At 74.2% G+C, this 21,112-nt stretch carries 21 protein-coding genes; 7 read left to right on the forward strand and 14 right to left on the reverse strand.

Annotated features, from left to right (window positions below):
* Positions 1-4: 4 nt before the first annotated feature.
* The 3 genes from AB0M92_RS04005 to AB0M92_RS04015 all read right to left on the reverse strand — a co-directional run bounded on the left by AB0M92_RS04005 (position 5) and on the right by AB0M92_RS04015 (position 3,197).
* Positions 5-304, reverse strand: a complete 300-nt coding sequence (locus AB0M92_RS04005; RefSeq protein WP_366100500.1) for a hypothetical protein — start codon at positions 302-304, stop codon at positions 5-7.
* An 18-nt stretch (positions 305-322) separates the two neighbouring features.
* Positions 323-1,597, reverse strand: a complete 1,275-nt coding sequence (locus AB0M92_RS04010) for an NAD(P)-binding domain-containing protein (RefSeq protein ID WP_366100800.1) — start codon at positions 1,595-1,597, stop codon at positions 323-325.
* Between the two features lie 97 nt (positions 1,598-1,694).
* Entirely contained in the window at positions 1,695-3,197 is a 1,503-nt protein-coding gene (locus AB0M92_RS04015; protein ID WP_366100501.1) for an ATP-grasp domain-containing protein, read from the reverse strand.
* Between the two features lie 150 nt (positions 3,198-3,347).
* Between AB0M92_RS04015 and AB0M92_RS04020 the strand changes: the two genes are divergently transcribed.
* Positions 3,348-4,991, forward strand: coding sequence for a glycosyl hydrolase (locus tag AB0M92_RS04020; protein ID WP_366100502.1), 1,644 nt, complete (start codon positions 3,348-3,350; stop codon positions 4,989-4,991).
* A 5-nt stretch (positions 4,992-4,996) separates the two neighbouring features.
* On the opposite strand, the gene AB0M92_RS04025 is transcribed toward AB0M92_RS04020, so the two are convergent.
* From AB0M92_RS04025 to AB0M92_RS04065, 9 genes are all read right to left on the reverse strand, one after another.
* Positions 4,997-6,139 carry a GNAT family N-acetyltransferase gene (locus AB0M92_RS04025; protein WP_366100503.1) on the reverse strand — a complete coding sequence of 381 codons (1,143 nt, stop codon included), beginning with the start codon at positions 6,137-6,139 and terminating at the stop codon, positions 4,997-4,999.
* Positions 6,136-6,894, reverse strand: coding sequence for a lipopolysaccharide biosynthesis protein (locus AB0M92_RS04030; RefSeq protein ID WP_366100504.1), 759 nt, complete (start codon positions 6,892-6,894; stop codon positions 6,136-6,138). Before AB0M92_RS04030 ends, AB0M92_RS04025 begins: the two co-directional genes overlap by 4 nt.
* Positions 6,887-8,122, reverse strand: coding sequence for a glycosyltransferase (locus tag AB0M92_RS04035; protein ID WP_366100801.1), 1,236 nt, complete (start codon positions 8,120-8,122; stop codon positions 6,887-6,889). Before AB0M92_RS04035 ends, AB0M92_RS04030 begins: the two co-directional genes overlap by 8 nt.
* A gap of 5 nt (positions 8,123-8,127) precedes the next feature.
* Entirely contained in the window at positions 8,128-8,904 is a 777-nt protein-coding gene (locus AB0M92_RS04040) for a polysaccharide deacetylase family protein (protein ID WP_366100505.1), read from the reverse strand.
* The gene (locus AB0M92_RS04045; protein ID WP_366100506.1) at positions 8,894-10,756 is read right to left on the reverse strand and encodes a lipid II flippase MurJ; all 1,863 of its coding nucleotides are present in this window, start codon (positions 10,754-10,756) and stop codon (positions 8,894-8,896) included. The genes AB0M92_RS04040 and AB0M92_RS04045 overlap by 11 nt, the downstream gene beginning before the upstream one ends.
* Positions 10,753-12,165, reverse strand: coding sequence for an O-antigen ligase family protein (locus tag AB0M92_RS04050; RefSeq protein ID WP_366100507.1), 1,413 nt, complete (start codon positions 12,163-12,165; stop codon positions 10,753-10,755). Before AB0M92_RS04050 ends, AB0M92_RS04045 begins: the two co-directional genes overlap by 4 nt.
* Positions 12,165-13,688 (reverse strand): exopolysaccharide biosynthesis polyprenyl glycosylphosphotransferase, encoded by a 1,524-nt coding sequence (locus AB0M92_RS04055; RefSeq protein WP_366100802.1) that lies wholly within the window; start codon positions 13,686-13,688, stop codon positions 12,165-12,167. The genes AB0M92_RS04050 and AB0M92_RS04055 overlap by 1 nt, the downstream gene beginning before the upstream one ends.
* Positions 13,689-13,690: 2 nt before the next feature.
* Positions 13,691-14,860 carry a glycosyltransferase gene (locus AB0M92_RS04060; RefSeq protein ID WP_366100803.1) on the reverse strand — a complete coding sequence of 390 codons (1,170 nt, stop codon included), beginning with the start codon at positions 14,858-14,860 and terminating at the stop codon, positions 13,691-13,693.
* 67 nt (positions 14,861-14,927) lie between these two features.
* A complete protein-coding gene (locus AB0M92_RS04065) occupies positions 14,928-16,121 on the reverse strand; it encodes a DUF3344 domain-containing protein (RefSeq protein WP_366100508.1) in 1,194 nt (397 codons plus the stop codon).
* Positions 16,122-16,223: 102 nt separating this feature from the next.
* On the opposite strand from AB0M92_RS04065, the gene AB0M92_RS04070 reads away from it, so the two are divergent.
* The 5 genes from AB0M92_RS04070 (at position 16,224) to AB0M92_RS04090 (ending at position 19,289) form a co-directional block, all read left to right on the forward strand.
* The gene (locus tag AB0M92_RS04070) at positions 16,224-16,466 is read left to right on the forward strand and encodes a chaplin (protein WP_366100509.1); all 243 of its coding nucleotides are present in this window, start codon (positions 16,224-16,226) and stop codon (positions 16,464-16,466) included.
* Between the two features lie 142 nt (positions 16,467-16,608).
* Positions 16,609-17,019 carry a rodlin gene (locus tag AB0M92_RS04075; protein WP_366100510.1) on the forward strand — a complete coding sequence of 137 codons (411 nt, stop codon included), beginning with the start codon at positions 16,609-16,611 and terminating at the stop codon, positions 17,017-17,019.
* Positions 17,020-17,263: 244 nt separating this feature from the next.
* Positions 17,264-17,497 (forward strand): chaplin, encoded by a 234-nt coding sequence (locus tag AB0M92_RS04080; RefSeq protein ID WP_366100511.1) that lies wholly within the window; start codon positions 17,264-17,266, stop codon positions 17,495-17,497.
* Positions 17,498-17,616: 119 nt separating this feature from the next.
* The gene (locus tag AB0M92_RS04085) at positions 17,617-18,774 is read left to right on the forward strand and encodes a chaplin (protein ID WP_366100512.1); all 1,158 of its coding nucleotides are present in this window, start codon (positions 17,617-17,619) and stop codon (positions 18,772-18,774) included.
* Between the two features lie 167 nt (positions 18,775-18,941).
* The gene (locus AB0M92_RS04090; RefSeq protein WP_366100513.1) at positions 18,942-19,289 is read left to right on the forward strand and encodes a hypothetical protein; all 348 of its coding nucleotides are present in this window, start codon (positions 18,942-18,944) and stop codon (positions 19,287-19,289) included.
* A 112-nt stretch (positions 19,290-19,401) separates the two neighbouring features.
* Here the strand turns inward: AB0M92_RS04090 and AB0M92_RS04095 are convergent, their stop codons facing one another.
* Positions 19,402-19,641 (reverse strand): chaplin, encoded by a 240-nt coding sequence (locus tag AB0M92_RS04095; protein WP_366100514.1) that lies wholly within the window; start codon positions 19,639-19,641, stop codon positions 19,402-19,404.
* A 167-nt stretch (positions 19,642-19,808) separates the two neighbouring features.
* Positions 19,809-20,414 carry a hypothetical protein gene (locus tag AB0M92_RS04100; protein WP_366100515.1) on the reverse strand — a complete coding sequence of 202 codons (606 nt, stop codon included), beginning with the start codon at positions 20,412-20,414 and terminating at the stop codon, positions 19,809-19,811.
* Between the two features lie 281 nt (positions 20,415-20,695).
* Here AB0M92_RS04100 and AB0M92_RS04105 point away from each other — a divergent pair, with 281 nt between their 5' ends.
* Positions 20,696-21,106 carry a rodlin gene (locus AB0M92_RS04105; RefSeq protein ID WP_366100516.1) on the forward strand — a complete coding sequence of 137 codons (411 nt, stop codon included), beginning with the start codon at positions 20,696-20,698 and terminating at the stop codon, positions 21,104-21,106.
* Positions 21,107-21,112: the final 6 nt, after the last annotated feature.

The following is a 21,112-nucleotide window of genomic DNA, read 5'->3' on the forward strand; positions in this document are numbered from 1 at the left end:
CCACCTAACGGCCGGGCCAGCACGGCTGGGAGATCAGCCGCTCCCACTCCTCGTCAGGATGCCCCGGAAGGGTGCGCCCGGCCTCCTGCCAGCGCCTGACGAGGGAGAGGTAGATCGTCGGCTGGTCCGGTGCGGCGCGCCCGGCAGGGGTGTGGGTGCCGGGGGCGCAGGGCGAGGCGGCGGCCCTGGCCACGGGCCTGGAGCCCGGCCTCGCGGCGGGACCGGCCGCGCCGGGCTGCTCCGCCCGGCTCGCGGGAATGCGCACCCAGCCACGGCCGCCCTGTGCTCGCTGCTCCGCACTCATCGCGGACCCCTCTCGACCTCACCGCAGAGACGTCTTCGGATGCCCGGCACCGGCCCGGTCGGGCCGTACGGTCCCGGTGGAGCCCGTCGGCCTGCCCCGGGCACCGAGGCGCTTTCGCACTCCTGTGACCAGTCTCCCCGCCGTGAACCCCGCACCGTGCACGAATCGCATGGAAGGGCCGAATGAGGGAGCCGTGAGCAGCCCCGCGAAGAACAGTCCCGGCCACGAGGACTCGAAGCCGGCACTGAGCTCCGGCGTACCGCCGTCCCCGACGGTGTCGAGGACGGCCCGCAGCCGGGCGTCCAACAGCTCCAGGCGTCCCAGGTGCGGGGTGAACCCGGTGGCCGCGACCACGTGCGCGACGTCCAGTACGACCGACTCCCCGGCCGGCGTGGTCAGCCCGAGCCGGGTCCGCTCGCCGACCGCCGCCGCGCGGTGCAGCCGGTGCCCCAGCAGCACCGGCACGCTCCGCTCGAAGCGGTCCCGCAGCCACCAGGCCCCGGCGGGCCCGAGCGCGGTCGCCGCGATGCGCTCCCGGGTCGGCGCGGGCAGCCGGCGCACCGCCCAGGGCAGCTCCGACCAGGCCCAGCTGCGCCAGCCGGTACCGAGGCCGCTGTGCGGCTCGCGCAGGGCGCGCAGCAGCGGGCGCTCCAGCGGCTGGGGCACGGTGTTCCAGTTCAGCCGGGAGCGGCGGGCGACCAGGCAGGGCCGGGCCCCGTTCTCCGCCAGCAGGGCGGCGGTCTCCAGGGCCGCCTGCCCGGCCCCGATCACCGCGACCTCGCGGCCGGCGAAACGGGCCAGGTCGCGGTGGCCGCTGCTGTGCGAGCAGTGCCCGGCAGGCAGCTCCCGCAGCGGCTCGGGGAGGTGGACGAAAGGCATCACCCCGACGGCGAGAGCGACCGTGCGGGCGGGCAGCGGCGGCCCCTCGGCGGTGCGGACCAGGAAGCCGTCGCCCTGCGGGCAGACCTCGGTGACCGTCACCTCCTCCACCTCGGGGACGGCCTGCCGGGCGAACCACATGCCGTACGAGCTGAACACCTCGATCGGGAGCGGGCTGCCGTGCTCGGCCGCCGGTCCGCGGCCGGCGCAGTACGCGGCGAGGGTGTGCCGGCCGCCGGGCGCGGACAGGTTGGAGGACCAGGGCTCCGACTTCAGGTACATGCCCTCGGGCATGTGGTCCCGCCACGAGGCCATGGGCCGCCCGAGCACCCGTACGCCGAGCCCGGCCGCGGCCGCGTGCGCGGCGATCGACAGCCCGTACGGCCCGGCGCCGACCACGACGAGATCGTTGATCCGCGTCACCGCTGTCCCTCCAGTCTCATGGACCCCGCGCCACTGTCCGTGCCACTGCCCGTGCCTGCGGCGGCGGGCGGAGGCGGGTGGCGGGGCGTCACCGGGTCACCAGCTCGTCCGGTTCGGCGGGGGCCGCGGGGTTGGCCGGGTTGGCCGGGGTGGCCGGCGGAGTCAGGTCGCGGCCGCGCTGGCGCGGGGCGCGCACCACGGCTCGCGCCGTGCGCCGGCCGTGCGCCGGGACACCGCGCAGGGCGCGCGCGCCCTTGCCCGCGCCCCGGCCGAGGAACGCGGCGAGCATCGCGAGGAACGGCATCGGGTCGTCGGCGGCGAACCAGGCCGCCTCCACCCGTCCCCGCTCCACCCGCGGCGCCACCCGTACGGGCCCGGGCCGCGGACCGCCGGACCGCGCACCGCCGGGCCGCTCGCCGCCGGACCGCGCACCGCCGGCGTGCTCCTGCCCGGACCCGCTCTCCTCGGAGCGCGCCGGTGCGGGGACGGCGGCCCGGCCGACCGCGCCGGACCGCCACGGGAGTTGGCGGCCGCGGACCGCCGCCAGCAGGGCGTAGTTCTCCGCGACGAACACCCGGCCGGGTCCGCCCGAGGGCTCCGGGACCCGTTGCCCCGTCAGATCCAGGTACATCGCCTGGACCACGTCCAGCCCGCCCGCGTCCGTGAACAACCGGAACTGCGCCCCCGGCCGTGGGTTGAAGTCCACCAGCCGGAAACAGCCGTTCTCGTCCCGGCGGAAGTCCAGGTCCAGGATCCCCTGGTAGCCCAGGCGCCGGGCGAGCCGCAGCCCCGCCTCCTCCACCGCCGGGTCCGGCAGCCAGCGACCCACCGCCGTCAGCCCCGTCCGCACCGGCCAGGACAGCTCCTTGCGGCCCGATCCCGCGAGCAGCGGATGCCCGCCCCGGCCGAACGCCCCGTGGAAGAACCAGTCGGTGTCCGTCCCGGCCGGCAGGAACCGCTGGAGCAACAGCCTGCTCCCCGCCTCCTGCGTGCGCTCGTACAGCCGCCGCGCCTCGGCGGCGCAGTGCACGAGCGTGGTGCTGCGCAGCCCGGCGCCCGCGGGCAGCAGCCAGGGCCGGCTCCACTTGGCCACCACCGGCAGGCCGAGCCGCCACGCGGCCTCCGCCGCCTCCGCGCCGCTCGCGGGGATCACCGTCTCCGGGTGCGGGACGTCCCAGCGCGCGCACAGCCGCGACAGCTCCGCCTTGTCCGCCACCCGGGCCGGCAGCCCGTCGGGCTGATGGGGGATCCGGAACCGCCCGTCGAGCATCGAGGCGATCCGCGCGACGGCGATGGCGCTCAGGTCGTCCATCGCGATCAGCACCGCGGGCCGGCCGATCCGCTCCGACACCCCGACGAGGCAATCCAGCAGCGTCTCCGGGGCCTCGGGGTCCAACCCCCCGTCCGGGCCCGGATGTACGGCGCGCAGGTAGCGCGAACGCCCCATGGGACCTCCCCCGGCCTCGACGACGGCATGGACCTCCACGCCCCTGCGCCCGAGCGATCTGACGGCGCCGAGGGTTCCGTGGTGGAACGGATTCCGATCGAGTCTGAGCACTACTGCGGGCACATGGCCGTCGAACGCGTGCATGGGAACGGTGTCTTTCACCTAGTCGGACCAAGCGGGGAGGATACGCAGCTGCGAATGGCCTAGGCGGCGGTCACCGGACAGGCCATTCGTCAGATGTGATGCCTAACGTCTTTGACAAGCACACCGATTCAGGAAAGTTCGGGAGACGCCATGCCCAGACCACACCGCCGACTGGCGAGCACCTGCATCGGTACGGTGACGGCCGGGCTGCTCGCCACCGGAGCCGCGCTCGCGGCCCCCGAGAAGGAGCAGCCCAAGGGTTCCGACATCGCCATGGGCGCGTTTCTCGACTCCGGCCAGACCGGGGTCGCCCGCATCCCTCAGCTGTCGCGCTGGCTGGGCGGCAAGGAGATCCGGGTCGGGCACACCTATCTGCCCGGAGACCGGTGGGCCCGCATCGAGAACCCCGACTTCCTGGAGGCCTGGGCCCAGTGGCGCCGGGCCAAGCCGGACCGGCTCTTCGTCCTCAACGTGCCCATGCAGGAGCACAACGAGGACCACGTCCCCGACCGCGAGGTGGCCCGGCTGATCCGGGCGGGCGCGGAGGGCCAGTTCGACCACCACTTCGAGAAGCTCGCCCACCGGCTGGTGGAGCTGGGCGTCCCGGACACGGTGATCGTGCTCGGCTGGGAGATGAACGGCGCCACGTACACGCACCGCTGCGCGCCGGACCCGGAGGGATGGAAGGAGTACTGGAACCGCATCGTCAACACGATGCGCTCCGTCCCCGGGCAGCGGTTCAAGTTCGATTACGCCCCCAACCGCGGTTCGGACGCGATCGGCTGGACCAAGTGCTACCCGGGCGACGACGTGGTCGACGTCGTCGGCATGGATTCGTACGACCAGGCGCCCGGCAAGACCTTCGACGAGATGGTCAAGCAGCCGTACGGACTCCAGCAGCACGTTGATTTCGCGAAAGCGCACGGCAAAGATATCTCGTACCCGGAGTGGGGGCTGTTCCGGCACGGGGACAACCCGGCGTACGTGCAGCGCATGCTGAAGTGGATCGAGCAGCACAAGCCGCTCTACCACACCATCACCGACTACTGCCCGCACGGCGTGTGGCAGTGCAAGCAGAACCCCCGCTCCGCGAAGGCCTTCCGGGCCGCGCTCGCACCCGAGCGGCCGGGCCCGGTGATCCCGACCCCGGTGGTGCCGACGCCGGTCATCCCGACGCCGGTGGTCCCGACCCCGGTCCTGCCGACGCCGTCGATCCCGACGCCGCAGATCCCGACGCCGCAGATCCCGACCCCCGGGCTCCCCGTGCCCTCGCCGGTGGTCCCGAGCCCGCAGCTCCCGGCTCCGGACCCGTCCCCCGAGACCCCGGGCACCGGCCCGAGCCCCGAACCCGCGCCCGAACCCGTGCCCGTGCCCTCGCCGGCCGTGCCCTCGCCCGAGGTCCCGGTCCCCGCCCCCGAGCCCGTTCCGGTGTCCCCGGAGCCGGTCGAGCCGAGCCCGCAGGTCCCGGCACCCGAGAGCCCCTCGCCCGAGCCGGTTCCCGAGCCCGTGCCCTCCGCGGCGGTCCCGTCGCCGCAGACCCCGGTGGACCCGGGTACCGGCCCGAGCCCGGAGCCCGTCCCGGTGCCCGTCCCGGTGCCGGTCCCCGAGCCCTCGCCGGTGCTGCCTCCGGCCCCGGACCCGGTCCCGGTCACACCGAAGCCCGAGCCGCCCGCCAACAGCACGCAGTGGTGCGTGCCGGTCAACTTCGGCGAGTGGCTCTCCAAGCTGGTCGGCAAGCAGTCGGTCTGCGTCAAGGTCGACTGGGGCAAGGACTCCGGCTTCTGGCCCTGGTAGAGCCGTCATCGGACCCGCAGTTCGTTGAGCCGCGCCCGCCAGTCCCTGGCGGCCGGCAGCGCCTCGCGCAGCGCGTCCACCGCCCGCTCGCGCCCCGTCACCTGCGATTCGTGCAGGCGGAGCAGGGGCGCGAGCGCCGTCCTGGCCAGCAGGAACCGCTGGTTGACGACGGTCTCGGGCCGCCAGTGGTTCTTGTACGGCTCGCTGCCGCGCAGGAAGCTCACCACCGGGCGGCCCTCCGCCAGGGCCCGGCCCGCCTCGTAGCGCAGCAGCAGCGTGGCCACGTCCACCTTGCGGTTCCGCAGGTCCGGGTCGGCCCCGTACAGGTAGCCGCCGCTGAGCGCCCCCGACAGCAGCGTGACGTTGGCGGCGACCACCTTCCCGTCCAGCCGGAACTCGGTCAGCCGGCCCTCGCCCACGCGCACCATCCGCCGGGTGGCCCGGGTCAGGTGCTCGGCGAAGCGGGGCCGCAGGTGTTCCGGGGTCACCCCGCGCCCGCGCCACTGCTTCTCGTGGAGCCGCAGCAGCGTCCGTACGGCGCGCGGCACTTCCTGCTCGGTGACCTCGCGCTCCTCGATCCCGGCCGCGTCGGTCTTGCGCAGCTTGGCCCGGACCCGCTGGGCCCCGGAGGCCGGCATCCGTTTGACCAGCTCGTCGAACGGCAGCGCGGGCAGCTCCATGCAGGTGGAGTCGGTGAGCTTGCTCCGGGTCCCCTGCCACTGCTCGAAGAGCGCCTCGGCGGCGGCCCCCGGCCGTACCTCGCGCAGGTCGACGACCGCGCCGCGGGCGGCCCGGTGCAGGCCGCGGGCCAGCGCCGGGACGACCTGGTCGGCGTACCGCGCGTCCACGAGCACGTCGAAGTAGTCGGTGATGCCCCCGCCGAGCGGCACCAGGAGCGGGAGCGGCCGGTGGACGAGCATCAGCGCGCAGGCGCCGACGAGTTCCTCGCCGCGCCGTACGAGCACGATCCGCAGGCGCCCGTCCCTGCCGTACGAGAGCCACCAGGAGTGCAGCCAGGCGTGGCTCTGGAAGGGGGTGGCGGTGGGACAGGCCCGCATGAGCCGGTTCCACGGCTCTTCCATCGAGGCGAACTGCCGGGGGTCGCGGCACAGCGTCACCGACAGGGCCCCGGCGGAGCCCGTCGTCATCGCACGGACTCCTTCTCCTTGGTCTCGGTGTGGTCGCCCTGGGCGGGCAGGGAGGCGTACTCCTCGACGGCGGGCGCGGCGACGGGCCGCTCCTCGGGCCGGCGGGTGCGGCCGGCGGGCCGGGCCAGCAGCCACAGACCGCCCAGCAGCCCGCCGGCGCACAGCCCGACGGCCCCGCTGATGGCGGCGGACGGCGAGGCGGGCTCGCTCGGCGCGACGGCCTGGTTGAACAGGAGCAGCTGGACGCCGGTGTTCTTGGCGGCCTGATTGCTGCTCAGCGAGAGCGCGTCGGCGACGGCGTTGGCGATGTCGGCGGCCTCGCTCGCGCTCTTCGAGGTACCGGTGATGGCGATCATCGGGGACTCGGGGGAGGTCTCGGCGCGGACCTGCGTACGGAGCTCGCGGGCGCTGACGCCCGCCCGCGGCTGGGCGTACGCGAGCGTGGAGCTGCTGGTGGCGATGCGGGCGTACGCCTGGGCGAAGCCGAGGGCGGTGGCCGGCTCGGTGGTGTCGTCCGGTACGGCGACGACATAGCTGGTGGCGGCGTACTCGGGGGCCTTCAGCACCCCGTACGCCCCGCCCGCGGCCAGTCCCAGCACGGCGGCCACCGGCAGCGGCCACCACGCGGGCGGCGGCAGGAGCCGCACCTTGCGACGGCGCCGGTCGGTCCGCTTCTGGTCGGCCCGCTTCTGGTCGGCCTTCCTCTGGTCGGCTTTCATCTGGTCGGTCTTCTTCGGATCGGCGGTGTCAGCCATGTACGTGCCTTCCTGGAGGGATGGGAGTGGTTTCGGGCCCCCGCGCGGGGAACCCCGTCGGTGGTGCGTCGTCGATCAAGGCGCCCGGCGGCGGCACCGGGGCGGGGCGGGATCCCGGCAGGGCCAGGGCGTAGACCGCGAGAAGGCGCTCCGCGCTGCGGGCGATGTCGTAGCGGCGGGCCACCGGGGGCTGGGGCAGGCGCCGTGCCCCCGCCTCCATGTGCCCGCGCAGGGCGGCGACCAGCTCCTGCGTCCCGGTCCCGATCCGCCGGGCCCCCGGCGCCTCCGCGGCCGGCAGGTCGTCGATCGCGGGACAGGTGACGTGCAGCACCGGCAGCCCCGCCGCCAGCGCCTCCACCACCGCCAGCCCGAACGCCTCCTCCCGCGAGGGCGACACGAACACGTCCATCGCGGCCAGCAGCGCCGGGATCCCGGGCGTGCGCCCGTCGGCGCTGTCGCCCAGCGGATCCCGCTCCCCCAGCAGGTGGATCCGGCCCTGCGCGCCCAGTTCCGCGGCCAGCCGCCGCAGCGCCGCCCGCTCCGGCCCGTCCCCGGCCAGCAGCAGGTGCGCCCCCGGCAGCGCCGCCACCGCCCGTACGAGCGAGTCGAACCGCTTGCCCGGCACCAGCCGGCCGACCCCGCCGACCACGAACGCCCGCTCCGGCAGCCCGGTACGGGCCCGCGTGGCCCGGCGCACCCCCTCGTCGAAGCGGAAGCGGGCCGCCTCGATCCCGTTGGGCACGACGTGCACCCGCGCGGCCGGCACCCCCCAGCCCTCCAGCCGCGCCGCCACGGTGTCCGACACCGCGACGGTCGCCGCGCCGAGCCGCTCACTGGCCAGGTACAGCGCCCGCACCCCGCCCGTCAGCTTCCGGCCCTCGATCTCGCCCTCGCCGAGCGAGTGCTCGGTGGCCACGGTCGCCCCGACCCCCGCGAGCCGGGCCGCGAGCCGCCCGTACACGCAGGCCCGGTACAGGTGCGTGTGCACGAGGTCGTACTGCTCGCGCCGGATGAACCGCACCAGCCTCGGCAGCGCCCCCAGGTCCCGGTTGCCCTTCATGCCCAGGTGCACCACCCGGACCCCGTCGGCGCGCAGCCCCTCGGCCACCGGCCCCGGGTTGGTCAGCGTCAGCACGTCGCAGCGCATCGGCATGTGGCGCAGCAGCAGCCGCAGCTGCTGCTCGGCGCCGCCGACGCCGAGCCCGGTGATGATGTGCAGCGCCCGCAGCGTCTTCACCGGCGCACCGCCCGGCGCAGTTCCCGCACCCGGTGGCGCAGCTGCTTGATCCGCAGCCGCGCGGGCCCGTCCGCCTGGCTGACGTGCGTGCGCGGCAGGGCGTGCGGGCCGGCCAGCCGGCCGGGGTCGATGGCGCAGGCGTACCCGTACCCGGCGGCCCGGGTCGCCGCGACGACCCGCGCGTCGAGGTGGCCGTACGGGTAGCAGAACCCCTCCGGCAGGGTCCCGGTCAGCTCCCGGATCAGCTCCCTGCTGCCCCGCAGCTCCTGCTGGAGGATGTCGTCGGGGGCGGCGGTCAGGTCCTGGTGGAGCAGTCCGTGCGAGCCGATCTCCTGCCCCGCGGCGGCGACTTCGCGGATGCCCTCGGCGGTCAGCAGGGACTTGCGCGGGCCCAGCGGGTCCCACACGTTGTCCACCCCCAGCCGCCCGGGCAGCACGAACAGCGTGGAAGTGCAGTCGTGGCGGCGCAGCAGCGGCAGCGCCCGGGTCAGGTAGTCGGTGTAGCCGTCGTCGAAGGTCAGCCCGACGAGGTCGGCGCCGCGCCCGGCCGCGCAGGCCCGCAGCAGTTCGCCGACGGACACTCCGCGCAGGCCCCGCGAGCGCAGCCACAAGAGCTGCGCCTCCAGCGTGGCCGGGGTGACGGTGATGCCGTACGGGTCCTCGGCGGGGTCGGTGAACTCGGCGACCGAGTGGTACATCAGGACCCACGGCGAGGCGGTCCGGCGGGCGGGGACCAAGTGGGCGGCCGGCGCCGTGCGGGTGTCAGCGGGCATTGCGGAACCTCTGGGTCATCTGGGCGATCTGGGCGGGCAGGGCGGTGATTTCGAGCACCCGTATGGCCACGCCGCAGGCGCCGAACATGGCGGGCACGAGCAGGCAGCCGAGCGCGGCGCTGAGCAGCGGGTCGGGGATCATCGGCCCGGCGATCCAGCCGGTGGCGCAGGCGCCGACGCCGGCGACGGAGAGCCGGCCGATGCTGAGCGCGACCCGGCGGACCTGGATGGCGACGATCCGCGAGCCGAGCCCGGTGAGCAGCAGTGCGGCGGTGGTGGAGATGCCGGCCGCGTTGGCGGCGGCGATGCCGTAGGTGCCCCACCAGCGGACGGCGAAGGCTCCGGCCACGATGTTGACGAGGAGTCCGGCACCCATCGCGAGCGCCGGGAACCAGGTGGGCCGGGCGGTCGAGAAGAAGGGCCGGGACAGCGCGCCGACGAGGCAGTGGCCGAGCAGTCCGAGGGCGTAGACCCGCATGACGGAGGCGGTGGCCAGGGTGTCGCGGTGGGTGAACGCGCCGCGTTCGAAGAGGACCTGGATGATCTGGGGCGCGTAGCCGATGACGAGGGCGCTGCCCACGAGGACGGCGAGGGAGGCCAGCGCCAGGTCCTGTTCGACGCGCCGCCGGGCCTTCTCGCGCTCTCCGCCGGCCATGGCCTGGGCGACGACGGGGAAGGTGACGGTGCAGATCATCAGCGACAGCACCATCGGCATCTGCGCGACCTTCTGCGCGTAGTTCAGGTGCGAGATGGCCCCGGACGGCAGCGAGGCCGCCAGGAACCGCTCGACCAGGACCTGCGACTGCCGGAACACCGCGAAGAAGATCACCGGGGCGATCAGGCCGAACGCGATGAGGGTGGGCCGGTCCCGGTCTCGCTGGCTGCGCGGTGCGCCCTTGGCGCGGGGCGGCCCGAAGCCCACGTTCCGGATGAACGCGGGCAGTTGGACGAGCACCATCAGCAGTCCGCCCGCGGCGACCCCGGCGGCGGCGGCCCGCACCCCCCACACCGCGTGCAGGGCGATCATCGTCCCGATGATCCCGACGTTGTACGAGACGTAGATCGCGGCCGGCGGCACGAACGAGCGGTGGGCCCGCAGCGCGGCGCTGAAGTACCCGGCGATCCCGAAGGACAGCACGGTCAGCGCGGTCATGCGGGTGCACTCCACGGCCAGTGCCGGATCGGGCAGTCCGGGCGCGAGCACGGCGACGACCAGCGGCGCGGCGACGACGAGCAGGGAGGCGACGGCGGCCAGGAACACCGTCAGCCGCGGCAGGGTCGCCCCCACGAGCAGCCTTACGGGGTCCTGCGCGCGGGCCGCCTGACGGGTCAGCCCGGCGCGGGCGGCCGCCCGCCGGGCGAGGGCCTGGCTGAACGCGGGCACCATCAGCAGGGCCATGGCGTCCTCGATGAGCAGCGTCGAGGCCATCTCGGGCACGGTCCAGGCGATCAGGAAGGCGTCGCTGTCGTGCCCGGCCCCGAAGAGGTGCGCGATGGTCTGGTCCCGGAACAGCCCGAACACCGCCCCGGCGGCGGTCAGTCCGGCGGTGACGGCGGCGGCCTTGGCCAGGAACCGCCCGAGCGGAGCCGGCGCCGCGTTCCCGCCCGGAGTACCGGCGGGCGGCTCGTCGCGTACGGGCCCCTCGGCCTCGGGCGGTTCCCGGCGGGTGGCGGCCCGGGCCGCCACCCGGACCCCGCGCTCTGCCGCGGCTCCGCCCGGGGACGGGGGCCGGACCCCGGCGGAGCCCTGCGGTGCGCCGGGGGACGCCGGGGCCGGGGTGCCCGGGACGCGGGCGGGGCCCGCCCCGGCCGGGGGGCCGGAGGCGGGCCGCCAGGGCGTCGTATCGGTCACCGGCCGTCCGCACCCGAAGCGGCGCGCGGTGCGGCCACGAGGCGGGTGCGCCCTCCCGTCGCGGCGGCCGTGTCCCGTCCGGAGGGCGAGGGCAGGGCCCACCAGGCCGCCAGACCGATGATCACTCCGGTCAGGACGGTGGAGGGGCCGCCGATGTCCGCGTACAGGAAGTCGATCAGCTGCCACACGAACAGCCCGATCGCGATCAGCCCGCAGTCCCGGATCCCGGCGCCGCCGCCCGCGCAGCGCCGCAGGCCGGCGACGAGCAGCGCAGCCCAGCCTCCCGCCAGCGCGGTCAGCCCGATCAGCCCCTGCTCGCTCAGCACCAGCAGGTACATGTTGTGCGGGGAGAGCAGCGGCTGGCGGATGTACGCCTGCCCCGCCCCCGCGGTGTCGCTGCCGGAGGACAGCCCCAGCGAGGAGTGCCCGTCCCGGTTGGCCGGGAAGCCCTTGAGGCCCACCCCGACCGCCGGCCGCTCGCGCCACATCGACTCGGCGGCGGCCCACATCGTGTACCGGTCGGTCACCGACTGGTCGGGGGCGCTGGAGACCTGCGTGATCGAGGTCAGCCGCTCCGCGACCATCTCGGAGCCGACCCCGAGCCCGCCCACCAGGACCACCCCGGCCGCGGCCAGTGCGAGCAGCACCTTCAGCGCCCGCCGGATCCCGGCGAGCAGCATCACCAGCACCGCCGCGCCGACCGTGGCGATCCACGCGCCCCGGCTGAAGGACAGCACCAGCGGCACCACCAGCACCAGGGCCGCGCCGCCCGCGATCCGCCGCACCCGGCCCGGCAGTCCCGGGGCCAGGGCCGCCGCGGTCGCCACGACCAGCCCGTACGCCACCACCGTGGCCATGCCCATGACGTCGCCGGGCCCGAAGGTGCCGACGGCCCGGATGTCCTCGCCCTGGTACGAGGCCCCGGTGTGGGTCGCGAACTGCACGACCCCCACCGCGCCCTGCACCAGCGCCAGCACCACGAAGCAGCCGGCGGCCAGCCGGAACTCCCCGGCGTCGCGCACCAGCAGCACGATCGCCGCCGGGACCAGCACGAACACCTGGAGGTAGCGCACGAACCCGGGCAGCGCCGCGTACGGGTCACCGGCGGTCGCGGTCGCCACCGCCAGCCCCACGGCGGGCACGCCGAGCACCAGCACCCCCAGCGGGCTCAGCGCCCGCACCCGGCCGCGCAGCGCCTGCACGGCGCAGACCACCGCCAGCAGCAGCGAGGCGGCGTCGGCCGGGCCGACCTTGCCGGAGGTGCTCGCGTCGCCCGCCGCGATCGGGGCGAGGAGCAGCAGGACGGTCGCGGCCAGCGGCAGCAGCGGCCAGTGCCGGCGCAGCAGCCCGGCGGCCGGGTCGGGCCGGGCGGCGGCCGCGGCGCCGGGCGGGGAGACGGCGAGGCTCATCAGCTGCCCCCCAGCCGGAAGCGGAAGAAGGAGGCCGCGGTGCGGCCGAGGATCCACAGGTCCTGCCAGAGCGACCAGGTGTCGATGTAGTGGTTGTCGAAGCGGGCCCGGTCCTCGATGGAGGTGTCCCCGCGCAGGCCGTTGATCTGGGCGAGCCCGGTGATGCCGACGGGCATCCGGTGCCGGGCCTCGTAGCCGGGGTGCACGGTGCTGAACTTCGCCACGAAGAACGGGCGTTCCGGCCGCGGCCCGACCAGGCTCATGTCACCCCGTACGACGTTCCACAGCTGCGGCAGCTCGTCCAGCGAGGACTTGCGCAGGAAGGAGCCGATCGGGCTCATCCGGTTGTCGCCCGCGACCGTCCACCGGGTGGCCGACTCGTGCTCGTCGGCGCGCAGGGTGCGGAACTTCAGCAGCGTGAAGGGACGCCCGTACAGGCCGACCCGCTCCTGCCGGAAGATCACCCCGGGCCCGTCGGAGATCCGTACGGCCAGCGCGCACGCGCCCATCACGGGGGCGGCGGCGATCAGCGCGAGCGCGGCCAGCAGCCCGTCGATGGCCCGCTTCACCCACCGCTCCACCGGCCGGGACGGGCGCGGCAGCAGAGGCTGTACGGCGTACCCCCACAGCTGGTCGGCGGGCTGGGCCACCCGCATGCCGGTCACCTTTGCGGTGCCGGCCGGGTCGGCGAGCCAGAGCCGGCAGCCGTGGTCGTGGAAGAGCCGGACCAGGGAGGCGGTGCGCTCGTCGGCCTCCGGCGGGCGGGTGAACACCGCGTGCCGGACCGAGTTCTGGATGACCGCGCGCCGGATGTCCTCGTGCGTGGCGAGCACCGGCACGGCGCCGCCGTCCTCTTCCGAGGCTCCGGTGGCGGCGAGCCCGACGGGCCGCAGCCCGTACTCGGGCCGCCCGTGCAGGGCGGCGGCGACCGCACTCGCCCCGGCGCCGGGGCCGACGACGAGGGCGGAGGCGGGCCGCAGGCGGGCCGCGCGGCGGCGGAGCTGGTTGACCGACCCGCGCCCGGCGCAGGTCAGTACGGTCTGCAGACAGACGGCGCCCAGCAGGGCCGGCCAGCCCATGGCCCCGCCCGGTGCCGTGGCGGCCACGACCGCGGCGAAGGCGCACCACAGGATGGCGGCCCGCCCGGCCAGCGCGGGCAGGTCCAGCAGCGCGGAGGGCGCGAGCCGCGGCCGGTACAGCCCGGCCTGCGCGTGCAGGGCGGCGAGCAGTACGGCCATCGGGGCGGCCGCCTCGGCGGGCATCGCCGGCGCGGACGCCGACAGGACCGTCGTGGTGAGCGTCGTGGTGACTGCGGCGGCCAGCGCATCGGCGGTCAGCAGCGGGAGGACGCCGTCGCGGCGCCGGACCCGCTGCGGCCGCGCCAGGGGCCGGGCCTGGTCGGCCCGGGGCCGGCGTGGGGGGTGGATGGCGGTCACGGACCGTCGGACGGCTGCGGTGCCGGCGGCGGCGCCGCCGGACCCCGTGCCGCCCTGCCCGGTGTGCCGGGCGGGTGCGCTGTCCATCGTCATCGGCTGATGCGCTCCTGGTTCAAGGGCCGGGGCCTGCCCAGCAGTTCGTGGTACAGGCCGGTGACCGCGTCCGTGGTCCGCCGCACGTCGAAGTCGGTCCGGGCGTGCTGCCCGGCCTGCTCCCCGAGTGCGGCGAGCAGCCGCGGTTCGGCGAGCAGCCGCCCCAGGGCCTTGGCCAGGGCCGTCGGGTCCTCCGGCGGTACCAGGCAGAGCCGTCCCTGGCCGGGCGGCAGGCTCTCCCGGGCACCGCTGACGTCGGAGACCAGGACCGGTCGGCCGCAGGCCATGGCTTCGAGCGGGGCGAGCGCCATGCCTTCCCACCGCGACGGCAGTACAACGAGATCGGCGGCCCGAAGCCACGGTCGGATGTCGGGAGCGGCGCCGGCGAAGAGCACCCCGGGCGGGGCGCTGCGGCGCAGCTTCTCGGTGTCGGGGCCGTCGCCGACGAGCACGAGACGGGCCTCCGGGACGTTGCCGAGCACCTCCCGCCAGGCCCGGAGCAGGATGTCCTGGCCCTTCTGCTGGCAGAGCCGGCCCACGCAGACGGCGAGCGGCCCGTCGCCCAGGAAGGCTGCGGGCAAAGGGAGTTCGGTACGCGCGCGGGCCCGGTCGGCCTCGCGGTCGGGGCCGCCGGGGCGGAAGTGGTCGAGGTCCACGCCGTTGCGGATCACCGCCCAGTGCGCGGCGATCCCCTCGGCCTCCCCGGCCCTGCGCTCGGCCTCGCTGACGCAGAGCACCCGGTCGGCCCAACGGGCCCCGAACCGCTCCCATCGCAGGGCGAGCGCGGCGGTGGCCCCGCCGACGGCGTCGAACGACCAGGCGTGCGGCTGGAAGACGGTGGGCACCGCCCCGCGCACGGCGAGCCGCCCGGCGAGGCCCGCCTTGGCACTGTGGGCGTGCAGGACGTCGGGCCGGACCAGGCGGATGACCCGCCGGGCGCCGAGCACTTCGGCGGGCAGGTCGGGTCCGGGGGACCGTCCGGCGCGCCAGGCGAGCACCTCGGCCCCGGCCGCGCGAGCGGCGTCGGCGAGCTGTCCGCCGCGCGGGCAGGCGACCGCGGTCCGCAGGCCGGCGGCCGTCTGGGCGCGGACGAGGTCGAGGACGACGCGGGCGACGCCGCCGTCGACGGGCTGGACGAGGTGCAGGACGGACGGGGGGCGGGGAATCGGAGCCTGCGCGCGGGAAGACTGCGCAGGGGGAGGCTGTGTCGGCACGCGGAGTGGTCTCCTACGTTCAGCGGCGCGCGTCTGTCTGAACGAAGAGCACGCCGAGGAATTGACCCTGGCTTTCGCCCGTGAACCTGAAGCTCAGGCTGCGGGCGCCACCGGACAGGGCGGGACTCAGATCGAACACGTCCGCGTCATATCCGAGATTATTCATATGTTCGGGCTGTCGCACGAACGAGGGATCTCCGAATTCGGTGATCGTGGAATTCATAACATCATTAAAAGGATTTTCAGCATCGCTGATGGCGACCCGGCGGCCACTGTCGGAGGTCACCGTGAGCGAGTCCCCCAGCGTCCCCCGGTCCCCGTCGTACGCGACCACCCCGGCCTTCCCGGCGGAACCGGCGGCCGCGTCCAGGCCGGCGATCTCGACCGTGTCGGCGGCACCCGGGCCGGCGCCCGCGGCGATCGACTCGAAGCCGTCCCACACCGAGATCCGGCGCACCGGCTCCTGCGGGTGCTCGTACGCCACGACCAGCGTCCAGCCGCCCCAGGCACCCACGTCGGAGTGGCCCATCGCGATGTTCAGCTGGGCCACCGTCCACATGCCGGCGCCGCCCCTGCGGACCATCGGGGTCACGTCCGCCGAGGCCTGGTAGGCATCGCTGCCCGCGTCCGACCGGTGGCCGATCACCGTGTCGGCCAGGACCTCCTTGTAGGCCCCGCCCGGCTCGGCGACCAGCACCCGGCCGTTGTCCTGCGGCGGCTTCTGCTCGCCCACCCGCAGGTTCCCGCCCCAGTACAGGCGGGCGTACGAGACCTTCGCGCCCTGCGGGACCTTGAGCTCGGCCCGGGTGGAGTTGTAGGTGTCCGGGTCCTTGTCGACCTCGCTGTAGAACATGTCGAAATCGCTGTTGACCCCCGCCGCGCCCCGGTCGACCTCGGTGCACGGCTCGGCGTCCGGCGCCTCCTCACGGCGGCAGGCGATGGAGGAGTTGGAGGCGCGGACCAGTCCGCCGCGCTGGACGGCCTGGTAACGCTGCGCGAAGGGGACCTTGGTCATTTCCCGCACGGCGGGGGCGGCCGGGCCCGGTGGGGCGGCGGCCGCGGCCGCGGCGGGGACGTTCGCCGAAAGTACGAGGCAGGACAGCAGGCCGAGCGTGCCGAGGATTCCGCGGGACGAACCCATGACCCTGTCTCCATTTTCGATCAAGGGGACAAAACAGAAGTGAACTTTGTCAGAAAGCAGGCGGGAAATCACGCCGGACTCGCTCGTACGGCCTTTTGGGCGATAACACGCACCCTCACAGGCGGCGGGTCGTTATGCGGTGCACCATTGTTCGAACCGAAAGGAAAAACGGAGATGAAGAAGAGGCTGATGCGCGGCACCACCCTGGCGGTCGCCGGCACTGCGGTGCTGATGGGCGGCGCGGGCCTCGCCTCCGCGGACTCGGGAGCCGCGGGCTTCGCGGCGGAGTCCCCCGGTGTGCTGAGCGGCAACCTGGCCCAGGTCCCGGTCAACGTGCCCGTGAACGTCTGCGGCCTCACGGCGAACCTGGTGGGCGTGCTGAACCCCGCGTTCGGCAACACCTGCGTCAACGCCTGACCGACGGTCCGACTGTCAGCCGAACCGTCAATCAGGCCGCTCGAAACCAAGGCATCCGGGTGAAGCCACGCAACCCGAACCAGGGCCGGGGCGTTGATCCGGGTGCTCCACCACCGGGCAATCCAGCAAAAAAGGGACGACAATGATCAAGAAGATGATGGCCACTGCGGCTGCCGCAGCCTCGGTCGTGGGCATCGGTGCCGCCATGGCCCCTCAGGCGATGGCCATCGGCAACGACAACGGCATCAACACCGTCAACGGCAACGGCGCCTCGCAGATCTACGGCAACCAGGCCACCTACGGCAACATGAGCCCCCAGATGGCGCTCATCCAGGGCTCGTTCAACAAGCCCTGCATCGCGCTGCCGGCCAAGGTCAACGCCCAGTCGATCCTCGCGGTCCTCAACGTCGGCGTCCAGGACATCCCGGTCCTGTCCAACCCGATGAACCAGCAGTGCACCGAGAACTCCACCCAGGCCAAGGGCGACGAGCCGCTCTCCCACATCCTGGACAACATCCCGGTCCTGTCGGGCAACGTCTCCGCCGGCAGCTGACCGCCGCCGCGCAAGCGAGGCCGCCGCACCCTCCGGGTCGCGGCGGCCTCGCCGCTTGTCCACACCGTGCACACGCTCCTCTCGGCCGCGCCGTAAATAGCGCGAATATCCGTCGCGAATTCCGGACGGCGTACGCGTGGGTGAATTTACGAAGCCACTCGCGAAAATCTCCGGTTTCTTTTCCCGGACCCACTCGTTGTTATTTCTGCAGTGGACACGCCCCTGCGGGAAGGATCGAAAACAAATGACGTACAAGAAGGCAGTGGTGCTGGCCGCCGGCGTCCTCATGGCCGCCGGTGCCGCCTCGCCCGCCATGGCCGACTCGGCTGCCGACGGCAAGGCCATCGGCTCCCCCGGCGTGCTCTCCGGGAACCTCGTCCAGGTTCCGGTCCACGTCCCGGTCAACGTCTGCGGCAACACCGTCAACGTGATCGCCCTGCTGAACCCCGCGTTCGGCAACACCTGCGTCAACGCCTGACGAAGCACCTGCCCGCAAGGGCAAACCTCCTCGGGGTGGCCTCGGAGTGCACGGCGGTGCACTCCGAGGCCACCTTCGATTCAGCACCGGCGGGAGTGCCGGTAGACAGGGAAGGACCCATGCGACAGGTACTGAGCCGACAGGTACTGGGCAAGGGGGTGCTCACGGCGGCGGCCGCCTCAAGCCTGCTGTCGATCGCGACCGGCGCGGCCTACGCGCACCCGGGGGCGATGGCCGAGGCCTCGCATTCGCCGGGCGTGCTGTCCGGCAACAGCGTCTCGGTACCGATCACCCTCTCGCCGAACGTGTGCGGCAACAGCGTGGACGGCGGAGCGGCGCTCAACCCCGCGATGGGGAACACGTGCGCCACCACGACCGGCTCGAACGCCCACCAAGCCGACCGCGACTACGAGCGCTACCTCAGCCCGGAACACGCCGAGGCCTTCGAGCGCTACCTCGAAGAGCACCAGGGCGGCCGGCACGCGCTGCCCGAGCAGCGCCACGAGGAGCCGCGCCACGAGGAGGCCCGCCACCACGCACCGCGGCACGCGGCCCCCCGGCACGAGGAGCCGCACGACGAGGGCGGCTACGGAGGCTCGGACGAGGAGGAGTGCGACGACCATCCGCACGCCCTCCCCGCCCCGGCGCCGGTCGCCCACCACGCTCCACCGGCTCCCGAGCGGCCGCAGCCGAGGCCCCACCCGAGGCCGCAGCCGAAGCCGAAGCCGGAGGCGGAGCACCCGGCTCCGATGCCCGCGCCGAAGCCGCACCCGGCACCGAAGCCGGTCCCCCACCCGGCGCCGAAGCCCCCGGTCCACGAGGCGCCCGCCCCGGTCCCGGCTCCGGTTCCGCTGCCGGCCCCGGTCCACGAGGCGCCCGTACCGCTCCCCGCCCCGGTCGCGGAGGCGCCCCGACCGCTTCCGGCTCCCGCGCCGGTCGCCGAGGAGGCCCCCGTACCGGCGCCGCCGCACGGCAGCCGGTTCGAGGAGCACCCGGCCCCGGCGCCGGCGCCCCAGGTCGTCCGTCCCGCCGACCAGCCGCCGGCCGCCCCCGCCGGTGACACCCCGATCCACCTGGCGCCGGCTCCCGTCCCGGTGACCCCGGCCGCGCCGGCCCCCGTGCCGGCTCCGGCTCCCGCTCCGGCGCCCGCTCCCGCGCACGTGTCCGCGCCGGAGCTCGCCGCGACGGGCGCGGGTCAGCCCGGCGCGGCGGCCGCCCTCGCCTCGGCGCTGATCCTGGGCGGCGCCATTCTGTACCGGAGGTCCCGAAACGCCTGACCGGCAATACCGGTAATCGGAAGAAATATCGGCCGGAGAATCCCTCGTCGGGTTCTCCGGCCGTTGCCGTACGCGTTTCCGGAGCGGCAGGTAATCGTTACCCAGGGCGAAAGCGGCGCGACGGTCGCCACTGACACCTGTGTCCACGAAAGAAGAGGATTTCGATAATGAAGCTCACGAAGGTCGCCGCGGTCATCGCCGGCTCCGTTGCCGCGCTCGGCGCCTCCGCTCCCGCCTTCGCGGCCGCGGCGCCGGTCGAGATGCCCCCCATGAGCCTGACGAGCGGGGCCACCGAGGCGGTCAACTCGCTCGCCCCGGTCACCGAGTCGCTCCCGCAGACGCTGGGCAACGGGGTGGCCGAGCAGGGCGAGACCGTCACCAAGGTCGTGGACACCGCGCAGCGCGTCAACAAGGTCCGCAACGATGCTCCGGGCGAGGTGCTCAAGGTCGCGAGCGGGGCCACGGGGGCCTCGCCGCTCCTCGGCGGCGTCAAGCTCAACGGCGGGGCCCACTGAGCCGGTCCGGTCCCCCGCCCCCGGCGGGATCCGCGGGATCAGCGGGAGAAAAAGAACTGTGGGCGCCACCGGCGAGGCCGGTGGCGCCCACAGTCAGGTGTGCCGACTGACGTCAGTCGTTGACGCAGACGTTGCCGAACGCGGGGTTCAGCAGGCCGATCACGCTGACGGAGTTACCGCAGACGTTGACCGGGACGTGGACCGGGACCTGGATCAGGTTGCCCGAAGCCACACCGGGCGAACCCACGGCCGCGCCTTCGGCCGACGAGTCGGCCATGGCGGAGCCGGCGGCACCGGCCGCAGCGAGACCGGCGGTGGCCAGGACCAGGGCGGCCTTCTTGGCAGAGTTCATGGGAAGTGCACCTTCTGTTCGATGTTCTGCCCCGACGCGGGGCTCACACCGAGCGAAACGGTCCAGCGTCCCGTACGACACGGCCCCGCGCGCAATCAGACCTGTTCAGCTCAATAGTCGTAACCACGCGCGGTTCTCGGCCGTTCGTATGCGATCATTCCTCCCCGCTACGGGAGGGCGGGGAGCTCCGGCATGACCTCCACCGGCGTCAGGACCGGCTTGGCCGGCTTGAGCGGCTCGGCCGGACTCACCGGAGCGACCGGAGTGACCGGCTTCGCCGGCTTCGCCGGGGCGGCCGGCACCGCGGGCACCGCGGGCACCGCCGGCTTGGCGACGGGCACCGCCGGCTTGGCGACCGGAGCCACCGGCTGGGAGACGGGGACCTCAGGGATGTCCGGGATCTCGGGGATGGAGGGGATGGAGGGGATGGAGGGGATCGGCAGGGCCGGCAGGGCCGGGATGTCCGGGATCGTCGGAAGGTTCGGCAGGGTCGGCAGCGAGATCGGCGGGAGCTTCACCCCGGGCAGGAGCCCCTCCAGGGATTTGGTGATCCCGTCGAGGATCGCGGTGATCTGCGCGAGGAGGTCGTCGAGCGGCCCGGCGGCCGCCGCGCGGCGGTCGACCTGCTGCTGGACGGCCGCGACCCTGTTCCGGACGGCGGCGGCCGTGTCACCGTCCGCGGCGCCCGCGGGGGCGGCCGCGCCGGAGAGTATGACGACGGCGAGGGCCGACGGGACGAGGACGCGGACGCGGGACGGCTTCGTGCGGTGCATGGCGGTTCCTTCGGTGGTCGCACAGAGGCGGACCCGAGCGATCCGCTTCCTCACCCACCGTGCGAACACCTTCCACGGAGCGCAACCGGACCGTGAACCGCCCGGCCGCCTCTGGGCGCTTCGTACGGGCTTCGCGCACGCGTCCGCAGAAGCCTCACCCTGGGCGGGGAAATCCTCGGCCGCGGCAGGCCGTTTGAGTGAAGCAGCGGAACCAACCCCCGGGAAGGGCAGTTGACCAGGGCGCTCCACTAGCGGGCACTCGTGCGACAAAAGGACCAATGATGCTCAAGAAGATCATGACTGCTGCCGCGGTCACCGCCGCCGCCGTCGGCGCGGGCGCTGCTGTTGCGGCCCCGGCCATGGCCATCGGCAACGACAACGGGATCAACACCGTCAACGGGAACGGTGCTCAGCAGATCTACGGCAACCAGAAGACCGAAGGCCCGATGAGCCCGCAGCTCGGCCTGGTCCAGGGCACCCTCAACAAGCCCTGCATCGGCCTGCCGGTCAAGGTCAACGCGCAGTCGATCCTCGCCCTCATCAACGTCGGTGTCCAGGACGTCAACGTCCTGTCCAACCCGATGAACCAGCAGTGCACCGAGAACTCCACCCAGGCCAAGGGCGACGAGCCGCTCTCCCACATCCTGGACAACATCCCGGTCCTGTCGGGCAACGGCTCCGTCGGCAGCTGATCTCCG

Origin of the sequence: Streptomyces sp. NPDC051582 (genome assembly GCF_040681715.1) — a bacterium.
Classification (GTDB): Bacteria; Actinomycetota; Actinomycetes; order Streptomycetales; family Streptomycetaceae; genus Streptomyces.

Coding starts and splice junctions, on each gene's coding strand:
- AB0M92_RS04005 (WP_366100500.1), bottom strand. CDS start 304: ATGAGTGCGGAGCAGCGAGCACAGGGCGGCCGTGGCTGGGTGCGCATT.
- AB0M92_RS04015 (WP_366100501.1), bottom strand. CDS start 3,197: ATGCACGCGTTCGACGGCCATGTGCCCGCAGTAGTGCTCAGACTCGAT.
- AB0M92_RS04020 (WP_366100502.1), top strand. CDS start 3,348: ATGCCCAGACCACACCGCCGACTGGCGAGCACCTGCATCGGTACGGTG.
- AB0M92_RS04025 (WP_366100503.1), bottom strand. CDS start 6,139: ATGACGACGGGCTCCGCCGGGGCCCTGTCGGTGACGCTGTGCCGCGAC.
- AB0M92_RS04030 (WP_366100504.1), bottom strand. CDS start 6,894: ATGGCTGACACCGCCGATCCGAAGAAGACCGACCAGATGAAAGCCGAC.
- AB0M92_RS04040 (WP_366100505.1), bottom strand. CDS start 8,904: ATGCCCGCTGACACCCGCACGGCGCCGGCCGCCCACTTGGTCCCCGCC.
- AB0M92_RS04050 (WP_366100507.1), bottom strand. CDS start 12,165: ATGAGCCTCGCCGTCTCCCCGCCCGGCGCCGCGGCCGCCGCCCGGCCC.
- AB0M92_RS04055 (WP_366100802.1), bottom strand. CDS start 13,688: ATGGACAGCGCACCCGCCCGGCACACCGGGCAGGGCGGCACGGGGTCC.
- AB0M92_RS04070 (WP_366100509.1), top strand. CDS start 16,224: ATGAAGAAGAGGCTGATGCGCGGCACCACCCTGGCGGTCGCCGGCACT.
- AB0M92_RS04075 (WP_366100510.1), top strand. CDS start 16,609: ATGATCAAGAAGATGATGGCCACTGCGGCTGCCGCAGCCTCGGTCGTG.
- AB0M92_RS04080 (WP_366100511.1), top strand. CDS start 17,264: ATGACGTACAAGAAGGCAGTGGTGCTGGCCGCCGGCGTCCTCATGGCC.
- AB0M92_RS04085 (WP_366100512.1), top strand. CDS start 17,617: ATGCGACAGGTACTGAGCCGACAGGTACTGGGCAAGGGGGTGCTCACG.
- AB0M92_RS04090 (WP_366100513.1), top strand. CDS start 18,942: ATGAAGCTCACGAAGGTCGCCGCGGTCATCGCCGGCTCCGTTGCCGCG.
- AB0M92_RS04095 (WP_366100514.1), bottom strand. CDS start 19,641: ATGAACTCTGCCAAGAAGGCCGCCCTGGTCCTGGCCACCGCCGGTCTC.
- AB0M92_RS04100 (WP_366100515.1), bottom strand. CDS start 20,414: ATGCACCGCACGAAGCCGTCCCGCGTCCGCGTCCTCGTCCCGTCGGCC.
- AB0M92_RS04105 (WP_366100516.1), top strand. CDS start 20,696: ATGCTCAAGAAGATCATGACTGCTGCCGCGGTCACCGCCGCCGCCGTC.